The sequence below is a fragment of the Microcoleus sp. B5-D4 genome (assembly GCF_036705145.1).
Classification (GTDB): Bacteria; Cyanobacteriota; Cyanobacteriia; order Cyanobacteriales; family Microcoleaceae; genus Microcoleus.
This window is the reverse complement of the sequence record NZ_JAUBTV010000001.1, coordinates 102293-110185: the sequence shown is the minus strand read 5'-3', so window position 1 is coordinate 110185 and position 7893 is coordinate 102293. Positions and strand designations below refer to the sequence as shown.

General features: G+C 44.7%; 3 protein-coding genes. 1 reads left to right on the top strand and 2 read right to left on the bottom strand.

The window, feature by feature from the left end:
• Together QUB10_RS00430 and QUB10_RS00425 are read right to left on the bottom strand one after the other, a co-directional pair.
• The coding region (locus tag QUB10_RS00430) for a DUF4347 domain-containing protein (protein ID WP_333198486.1) at positions 1-2354 on the bottom strand (2354 nt) is incomplete at its 3' end.
• 501 nt (positions 2355-2855) lie between these two features.
• Positions 2856-7658: a calcium-binding protein gene (locus QUB10_RS00425; protein WP_333198483.1), complete on the bottom strand. Its 4803-nt coding sequence runs from the start codon at positions 7656-7658 to the stop codon at positions 2856-2858.
• A 31-nt stretch (positions 7659-7689) separates the two neighbouring features.
• On the opposite strand from QUB10_RS00425, the gene QUB10_RS00420 reads away from it, so the two are divergent.
• A partial coding sequence (locus tag QUB10_RS00420; protein WP_333198481.1) for a hypothetical protein occupies positions 7690-7893 on the top strand: 204 nt, incomplete at its 3' end.

Below are 7893 nucleotides of genomic sequence, written 5' to 3'. Positions count from 1 at the left end.
GACGCTGAGTCGCCGAGATTTACCGTCCATCCTGACGGAGTTTTGTCGTATTCAACGATGAATTTCGCTTTTTTGATTTTGCCGTCAAAATTGATTTTGGCTACGGCTTCTAACCAACTGTCTGCGTTTGAGTCTGTCGGGGTATTTACTAGAGAAATAAACTGGTTTGGCCCACCAGTAATTGTGCCTGTTTTGAGGTCTATTTGGTACGGACTCAGGGTTGAAGGCTGACCGTTAGCAGCAATAGTTAGTGTGGTTTGTTTGGTTGTACCGGCAACGCCACCAGTGATTGTGCCAAAGTTGAAGATTGCGGTTTCGGCGTTTTCAACTATGTTGTCGGGTTTGATAGTAAATGCAACATTCTGGGTGAGTGCGTCACCTGTTGCACCGGCGGGGAAAATAATCGAGGTAGGCGAAAAGGTGTAGTCTGAATTTTCGGTGGCTGTGCTACTGGGGTCGATGACAATTGGTACTGTCACGTCAGCGTCAGGAGTAGCGCTGATAGTAACGGGAATATTGACTACTGTATCCGCAGTTCCTTCAGTGCCACTGTAAGTTGCAGCAGCGAAATTTACCGCCGGGGATGTATTCAGCAGAATCGAGGTGTTTTGACCACCAAAGTTCGCCGTAGCTAAATCGGATAAACCATCTTTGTTAAAATCGCCTACAACAATACCTTGGGGATTGGCTCCCACAACAAAATTAGTGGCAGTCCCAAAGCTGCCATTGCCACTTCCAAACAAGACGGAGACATCGCCCGATCCATTGTTGGCTGTAGCTAAATCGACTTTTCCATCGGCATTGAAGTCGCCACTAGCAATAGCAAGCGGTTGTGTTGCAACGCCAAAGTTGGTAGCTGCACTAAAGTTTCCCGTGCCATCTCCTAACAGTATTGATACGTTGTTTGAGCCACCTTCGTTACTCGTTGCTAAGTCAGCATTATTGTCTCCGTTAAAGTCTCCTAAAGCAATGTAATTAGGGCTATTTCCAACGGTAAAGTTAGTGGCGGGGGCGAAAGTACCATCAGCATTCTGCAACAGGATGGATACGCTGCTATCACCATAGTTCGCTGTCGCAAAGTCTGACTTGCCATCTTTGTTAAAGTCGCCGACAAGCACAAAATAAGGATTTGACCCCACGCTCAAAGTAGTAGCGGCGCCAAAAGTACCATTACCATTACCAGGCAAGATGGAGATGTCGTTAGAGTATTGATTGGCTGTAGCTAAGTCAGAATTGTCGTCCCCGTTGAAGTCTCCCACAGCGACGGTATACGGACTTGACCCCACCCCAAAGTAGGTGGCAGTACCAAAAGTGCCATCGCCATTCCCCAACAGGAGAGAAACGTTGTTAGTCGCATTATTAGCGGTAACCAGGTCAGAATTACCGTCTTTGTTAAAGTCGTCTACAGCGACAGACCAGGTATTGAGAGCGCTCGGCGGGCTGGTGTTAAGATTAGTGGCAGCGCCAAATAGGCCAGTGCCATCTCCCAGTGCGATCGAGACGTTGCGAGCCTCTCCAGTGGTTGCAAAGGCTAGGTCAAGATTGCCGTCTTTGTTAAAGTCCGCAGTCGCAACTTTACGGAGACTATAGGTTATGGGAAAATTACTCGCAGCACCAAAACTATTCAAAACATACTCGTAACCCGCTAACACTTCGGCTTCAAATACCAGCGGTGTTTCTATTTTCCCGGTTCTGACTTCCAGTTCCCAGTCCCCGCCTTTTGTTACACTTCCGGTGAGGTTTTGGGAAGCCGCAACGTTTGTATTTGTGAGTTGGGCAATTCGTTGGATGAAGGCGAAACCGTCTATATCTCTCGCCTGTTCATTATCTATGGCGTATTCATTATCTATGGCGTATTCATCCGATCCGCCGTTCGTTTCAACCCCCGTCTCATAGCGAAAGTCCTCTGAAGAGGACTGAATAGCCGGCTTGTTTTCAGTCGGTTTCAACCGACTTGAACTTTGAGCCTGGGAATTCATTCCCTGGCAGACTTTCCCAGAAGCGCGAGGTGCTGATGCGACATTACAACCGTAAATCAGAATGTCCGCACCCAGAGTTAAAGCACTCCGCCACTGCTGCAATTTCTCGGAATAAGCTTCCAGATTATCTAAACTAAAGCGAACGTCGCCGAGTTGCAAGCTGCCGGGAGCACCGTGAGAAACAATGTGAATGCTGTCAATATTTGTCCGAAGAGCTAAAATTTGAGTAATTTGGTCGATCGCATCCCGGTTCCCATCCAAAACGACTACTTCCGTACCCGGTTTTACCCCAGCGACTAAACTTTGATAATTTTCTACTTGAGTGTCGATAAAGGCGATCGCACTTGGTGAAACTTGATTATTTAAAATTGGCATAATGCACCTACTAATAGCTAAAAAAAGACAATAGTTTCCCTGTTTCGCGACTTGCGTCCGAAACACTTTCTGAAGGTTGTAGTAACCATAACTGTTTTTTTAGAGAATATCTATAAAGTTTTCTTTATAAACACCTTTTTATTTAAAGTTTTGATAAAGTTGGGGGATTTTATTAAGTAATATTACGGATTAGCCAGCGCGAGGTGGATGATACAACACAAAAACATTTCAATAGCAAGTGTCATTATACTGAAATATTAAGAGCGGGATTTTTGATAGATATCTGCCATGCGGTTGGGCCATTCGTTTCAAGCCCTAGCGGACTTTCGCGCAAGGGTGGGGGCGGGTTTAGGAGATAATTGGTATTAGGCAATTATTTCGTAAACCCGCCCCTAAAACTTATTCGTTACCATCTTTACGGGCGATTCCCTACGGGATAGCTTCGCACGCGCGGACTTACTTCAAACTCGGATATAATAAGTGCTTAAACCCACATCTTTCTCAAATCAATGCGAAATTAACGGCACTAATACTGCTAGCAGAAACTCCTGCCAGAGAAGCTAAAATCTCCCCTGTTTGTGCAAACCGGATTAAAGTTGAACCGCTATCTTCGGCAATTGCCAATTGCGAGAAAGTCAACCCGTTACCCAATACTAACAAGTCTTGACCGACTTCAAAGTCAGCAACAGTATCAATACCAGAATTGGTAGATAATAAGAAGCGATCGCTCCCTACATCCCCTACTAAGGTATCATCGCCCAAATCACCACTCAGGAAATCGTTACCCTGACCTCCTAGCAGAATATCATTGCCTTGACCGCCGTAGAGGGTATCGTCGGCTTTTTCACCAATTAGGATATCTTCACCTCGATTGCCAGAAAGGAAGTCACTAGCCGCACCACCAGTCAAAGTATCAAAACCCTTTCCGCCGTAAAGCGTATCGTCACCAATTCCACCATCTGTCAAGTCGTTGCCTTGATTGCCATTCATCCAATCGTTGCCATCAAGGCTAAACAGCAAGTCATTTCCTTTTTTACCGCGCAATACATCGTCGCTAGCGCTGCCCATGAGGGTATCATCGCCATCTGTGCTTTCGGTAGTATTTTCCCCATCTTTAACGAATTCAATACCGCTTTCTGGGAATGGTTCATTGGGTGTAGACGGTGTACTAGAGTCATCAGTATCTAAAGTATTGCGGACTGTTGGGTTGTTAGCTGTCGCCGACTGGATTTTGGTATTTAGAGATGCACCAGTATTTTCGGAAATCACCGACTGAATCGTCTTATTTCCGGCTGCGACTTGCAGTAAATCTTGAGCTACTTCTCCTTGTGCGACTTTTTGGATGCGGGCGATTTCTGTCGCGGCATCTGAGGGCGAGGAATTGCTGGATGCGATCGCACCAATTCGCTGATTTCCCTCTGCAATAATTTGGGCAGCATCCGAGGAAATACTGAATACTTGCGGTACTTGCAGTTGACTCGTTGCCGACTCAATAATCGCTTGCAATTGTGTGGAATTGCTTAAGTCGAGAGTGCCAGATTTAATTCGATCGGCAATCGCAGAAATGACGCTAGAGGCAATCTCATTTTTAGCAGTATTGGAAGCACCGCTAATTAAATCTGTGACTAAAACAATGGTATTTTGTACCTGAGCGTGGGCTGCATAAACCGCCAAACCATTCGGATCGTTTTGAGTAATTGCTTCTAGCGGATCGTAGCTAGTCAAGTCAATTGCTGGCGGCAACCCCAGTGCAGATTTTACTTGAATTTCAGCAGTTTTAGGGTTAGTGCCTTGCTGGGCTAACTCAGCAATGACGGTAGTTAAAGGTGTCACCACCTCCGACTCTGGAGTAGAAGACAATTGTGTGTCTAGGGGCAAATAGGTGGAGATATCTATCCCGCCAGCCAAGACAATTTTGCCTTCGGTATAGTCGATATCGCCATCTTGATTGTTGTCGAACTTTTCTAGTTCTACTGTGAGGTCGAAGCTGCCATTAGGGTTGGTAAAGGCGAAGGGCTCGTTATCATCTTGCAGGCCATTGAAGTTGGCATCGAAGAAGACTTTTCCGCCAGTGATGTAACCGTCAATGGCACGACTTTTGCGCGTCCAACCAGTTCCCAATCGGAAGTCAGCCAATTTCTTTTCACCCAGGCGTACCTCGTAAGGTGTCTTCCAGTCCCCAGCGAGCAAATATTCTTTGTACTGAGCCTTAAAATCTAAGGCAGCTTTCAGATCGCCATTGACTTCAAACAGGCTCAGGGGTTTGCTGATGCGGGAAGTAATTTCTGAGGCACGAATCTTGCCATCACCTGTTCCTCCAAATTGCTTAATTGCCTGTTTAGCGAAGCTCGCGAGGAATTCTTGGGCAAGAATTTTTTGCACAAAACCATTTTTGCTTGAGTCCAGAATCTTCCCAATTTCAGCTTCTAAATTCTCAGCGTTGGGATTGAAGTTGTTGGCAATCGATGAATCTAAGTTAAGCTTAACTAATGCGTCGCGCAGCAACTGCCGTACAGACTCTATCTTATCTGAGGGAACAACCCCTTCGCCCACATCGAGCAAGTCTAACTTAGCATTCGCCTCAATTCCGCCTGTGAGATAAGCTCTTGCTGCATAAACATCAACTCCGCCGCTAGCCTTAATACTAGCGTTAAGCTTGAGTTCATTAACATCCGACCCTGTACCATTCGCTTTTTTGCGATCGCTCACATAAAAACCATCAAGAACTTTGTAGGCATCTGAGGGCTTAAAACCAGATTGTTTCCATTGAGAAAGTCCATAGGTATCAAAGCCGAAACCAAAGTTAGCTTTAGCTTCAAAATTTCCCTCTAACTTGCCGTTGACACCTATATTTACTTTGGGAATTGAGTAGATAGGAAACGTTTCACCGATGTTGAATTTAAAGTCTAGCTTCGGCACTTGATAGGTAAACAGGTTGACATCAGGTTTACCCATCAGCAAGTCGATGGCAACTTCAGGCTCGGTCAAGATCGGAAAACTCAGCCCATCCATGTTTTGAAAGAGCGTCAGCAACTCATCAGTCTTGACATTTGATTTCGATTTAGCTTGGTCAGTGGGAGATGTCGCGGTTTTGGTTTTAGTTATCTTAGCGGTTTTGGTATCAGCCTTGGGATCTGTGGCATCAAAATCGATCGCGTAGTCACCTAAATCTATAGCAACGTTCTCCTCTTGAGATGACAAACTATTGAGCAAATCACTTGCTTTGCCGATGTCCTTAAGAGCATCTAGAAATCGATCGTCGATCGTTGTACCAGTGAGAGTGGCACCCGCTTCGATCAGTGTCACCTTGCCATCACGGTCTTTGTCGAATAACTTCCTGATAGGTTTGAATTCTGACAGCAGTTTAATATCGCTATCGAGTGCGTCGATTATAGGAAGGGCCGGCTTCACAATATCCTTGACTTTGGTGATGACAGGTTTAGCAAAACCCGTGATAAAGCTTCCCAAATCTAGCTGCATATTGTTAAATGCAACTGTCGGCTGTTGCGGCCCGGTTAATTCACCGTTAGCGTAATTGACGATCGGCCAATTAACTCCAAGGTCAAAGTCAAAGGAAGGGATAGCTGGATTGCCGTTAACGCTAGTTTTAGCTTGCAGACCGAGATTAGCACTACTATTTAAGGTAGGATTCAATAAGTCTGACAACTGATAGTTGCTAGTCAGTTCTGGGAAGGTTAGGCGATCGCCGTCATCAGCACCTCCCAAATTATCTAAATCTTTTAAGTTGACAGCAAATTTTGCTTCGGCTTTGGTAGGACTGTCGTTATCGTTGGTAAGGTCAACTTGGAAAAATCCTAATTGACCTTTGGCATTGAAATTATTATCTAGACCAGCTTCTACATTTGCGTCCAGTTTGGTTTTGTTGGTGTCAACATAGAATCCCAAATCTTTATTGATGCCAAATCCCAAGGATAAATTGCCATCAAATTTGGATTGTGCTTTGCCATTTACGTCCAAACCTAATGCTGGAAGTCCTAAGTCTCCAGAAAGGTTAACATCTGGGAATTCATAGTTTTTGTCTAGGGAAATTTGCAGATTAATGTCATCTGGAGTACCTTGGCCAATTACCCTCAAACTAGGTAAATCTAAAAAGCCAAAGAGTTTTTTGGAAGGGAAATATTTTTTTAAGGCTTCTTGCAGATTCCTGGCAACCTCTTGAGAAAAATTATGGCTAAATTGAGAAGTTAATTTTGCACCTAGTGCTTCGGAATTGAAAGTGCCATCTAGCGAGTCTTGGACAAGAGAAGTGAGGGTTGAAGTGAGAGCGCGATCGCTAACTAACTTCAACTCATTTATTGTACTCTCCTTGACTGTATTCAGGAAAGTCAAAGCACTAGAATCTCCGGGAATTACATCTTTTAATTTCCCTAAAATTGGCAGTTTTACTTCCAGTAAATTTTGATTGATACTGTCTTGAAGCTGAGTCAAGCTTGTTTCCAACCCTTGTAATGTTTGCCCCCAGTTAAAAGAGGCGTTATCGATGTTAATTGTTGGATTTGGCGGTGCAGTTAATTGACCGTTGGTATAATTAATAGCCTGCCAATTAGCGCCCAGGTCAAAACTTAAGGAAGGAAAAGCAGGATTGCTGTTAATGCTAGTTTTAGCTTGGAGACCGAGATTAGCGTTAGCAGTTAAGGTAGCATTGAACAAATCTGCTAACTGATAGTTACCACCAAGTTCTGAGAGAGTTAAGCGAGATCCATCATTCGCACCTCCCAAATTATCCAAATCCTTCAAATTGACGGCTAATTTAGCCTCAGCTTTAGTGGGTTTTTGAGGATTATTATTCAGGTCAAGTTGTAAAACGCCTAAATTAGCTTGCCCCTTAGAGTTGTCATCTATTCCGGCGTCAAAATTAGCTGTAAGCTTGGTTTTGTTGGTATCTATGAAGCAACCAAAATCTTTATGAACACCCACAGCGATCGCCAAATCAAAATTTGCTGTGGATTTAGCTTTCCCATCCGTAGTCAAACCTAATCCAGGCATCCCTAAATTTTGGGCTAAATTAGCATCGCTTTGATATGCTTTACCCAGAGTAATTAGTAAAGTGCTTTCCTCTTGAGTAGAATTGCGATCGACTTTGACGTTGAAATCAGATCCAAGTACATTGCCCAGAGTAGTTTCTAACTGATCTGTAGTTTGATTTACCCCATTTTTAACCGCATCGACTAGCTTATTTTTGAAGCTGTCAATAAAATTGGGGGCAATGTTCTTCAGGGAACCAACTATGGGTAGTTTAATTGTGTTTAGCTGGTCGTCAAGGATGTTTTCAAGTTTGTTCAATCCAGCTTCTAAGCCACACCAATTATTCTGTGTGTTGATGATAGCAGGGGGTGTCGGTGTCGGCGGCGTCGGCGGCTCGACTATAACTGGTGTCGGTGTCGGTACTTGTGGCGTCGGTGTCGGCGGCTCGACTATAACTGGTGTCGGTGTCGGTACTGGTGGCGTCGGTGTCGGCGGCTCGACTATAACTGGTGTCGGTGTCGGTACTGGTGGCGTCGGTGTCGGCGGCTCGACT